This window comes from Microbacterium sp. BF1 (assembly GCF_019279095.1).
Taxonomy (GTDB): domain Bacteria; phylum Actinomycetota; class Actinomycetes; order Actinomycetales; family Microbacteriaceae; genus Microbacterium; species Microbacterium maritypicum.
This window is the reverse complement of record NZ_JAGYWT010000448.1, coordinates 1-2,012: the sequence shown is the minus strand read 5'-3', so window position 1 is coordinate 2,012 and position 2,012 is coordinate 1. Positions and strand designations below refer to the sequence as shown.

2 protein-coding genes are annotated in these 2,012 nt (G+C 69.1%); both read right to left on the bottom strand.

The window, feature by feature from the left end:
• Window positions 1-926, bottom strand: a 926-nt coding sequence (locus tag KZA10_RS13465) for an acyltransferase (protein ID WP_308289676.1), incomplete at its 3' end; no start/stop codon positions are given.
• Window positions 923-2,012, bottom strand: a 1,090-nt coding sequence (locus KZA10_RS13460) for a sugar nucleotide-binding protein (protein ID WP_218683129.1), incomplete at its 5' end; no start/stop codon positions are given. The genes KZA10_RS13460 and KZA10_RS13465, both read right to left, overlap by 4 nt.

Sequence of the window (2,012 nt, the reverse complement as noted above, 5' to 3'; positions counted from 1 at the left end):
CGCCGATCGGTCACGACGGCCACGCCCCACAACGGCGCTCTTCGGCCCGTGCCGGCGAGGATCACGGCGGCGGTGGCCACCACTGGCAGGAGGGCCGCGACTCCCGGATAGCCCGTCTGCGGCCCGTACAGGAACGCCGCCACCGCGATGCCCACATATCCGAGGACCGCGAGACCGGAAGCGGCGAACGCGTTGATGCGCTGCAAGGCCGTCACGGGGATCAGCGCGATCGCCGCCCCGGCCGCGAACTCCCATGCACGGGTGAAGGTCACGAAATACGCCTGCGAGGGGAACGCGGTCGTGTACACGACGCTGCTCGCGAAGGAGAGGACGAGAACGATGAGCACGACCGCCTGCAGCGCCCGACGCCGATCCCCGCCGACACCTCGGCGGGCGATCACGGCCGCGGTTCCGAGCAGCAGCAGCGGCCAGACGAGGTAGAACTGCTCCTCGACGGAGAGTGACCAGAAGTGCTGCACTGCACTCGCTGCCGCATTGTGCGCGGAGTAGTCGACGGAGAGGCCCGCCAATGTCCAGTTCTCGACGTACAAGGCGCTCGAGATCGCCTGGACCGCATTGTCCGTCCACCGTGGGTACGGCAGCAGCAGCCACACCCCGATCAGGGTGACGGCGAGCACGAGGAGCGCGGCCGGCAGCAGGCGTCTGATGCGCCGCGCATAGAACGGCGCCAACCGGATCCGTCCGGTGCGATCGAGCTCGGCGACCAGGTGCCCCGTGATGAGGAAGCCGGAGATGACGAAGAACACATCGACGCCGACGTATCCGCCGGTCATCCGCTCCGGCCAGAGGTGGTTGAGCACCACGAGGGCGATGGCCACCGCTCGCAGGGCCTGGATGTCGGTGCGGAACCGCGGGGTTCGCACCGACATCCGTGATCGCGAGGCCGCCGGGGCGGGCGCGCTCACGAGCGCAGGTACTCCTCGAGCTGTTCCCCGGCGTCGCGCGGGACGAACCCGGTCCCCTCGATCTTCACGAGATCGAGGACGCTGTTCAGCGGCCGTGGAGCGACAGGGCCCTCCGCACCGGCGAAGTACTCGCCCGTGCTCACTCCGGAGACCCGCGAGCGATCCGCGCCGACGAGCGCGAAGATGTCCGCGGCGAGTTCGGCCCAGGTACGGGGCTCCCCCGCACCGGTGATGTTGTAGGTGCCGTACGGCGCGCCCGTCGCGAGCAGGTGGGCGATGGCCCGGGCGATCTCGGTCGCGAACGTGAGACGTCCGCGCTGATCGTCGACGACCTTCGGATCGATCCCACGCTCCGCGAGCGACGCCATCGTGCGGACGAAGTTCTTCCCCTCGCCGATGACCCAGGACGTGCGCAGCACGTAGTGACGAGGCACCATCCCGACGGCGAGATCGCCCGCTGCCTTCGACTGCCCGTACACGCCCAGCGGACACACGGCGTCGTCTTCGCGATACGCCCGGTCGGCGGAACCGTCGAAGACGTAGTCGCTCGACACGTGCACCAGGGTGAGGCCGTACTCGCCGGCGATGCGCGCCAACGCCGCGGGACCTGCGGCGTTCGCCGTCCACGCATCCCGACGTCCGTCCCGAGTCTCGGCGAGATCGACAGCCGTGTAGGCGCCGGCGTTGATGATGGTGTCGTAGTCGCGCCAGCGCCGCGACGTGGCCGCTTCCGGATCGCCGAGATCGAACTCGGCACGGGTCGTCCATTCGATGTGCGGGAGGTCGCCGAGCTCGTCGCGCAATGCGCGGCCGAGCTGACCGCCTGCGCCGACGACGAGGGTCTTGCGCGCGCCGATCGGCATCACGTCGGCGAGGCGAGGGTGTGCGAGATCCTTCTCGGAGATCTCGACCTCGGAGAGCGGGATCGGCCAGGAGATCGCCGCGGTCTCGTCAGCCAGATTCAGGAAGGAGTAGGACGCGTCCGCGGACCAGTGGTCGTTGACGAGATACGTGTACGCGGTGTCGGGCTCGAGTGTCTGGTAGGAGTTGCCCACGCCGCGCGGCACGAAGATGGCCTTCGACGCA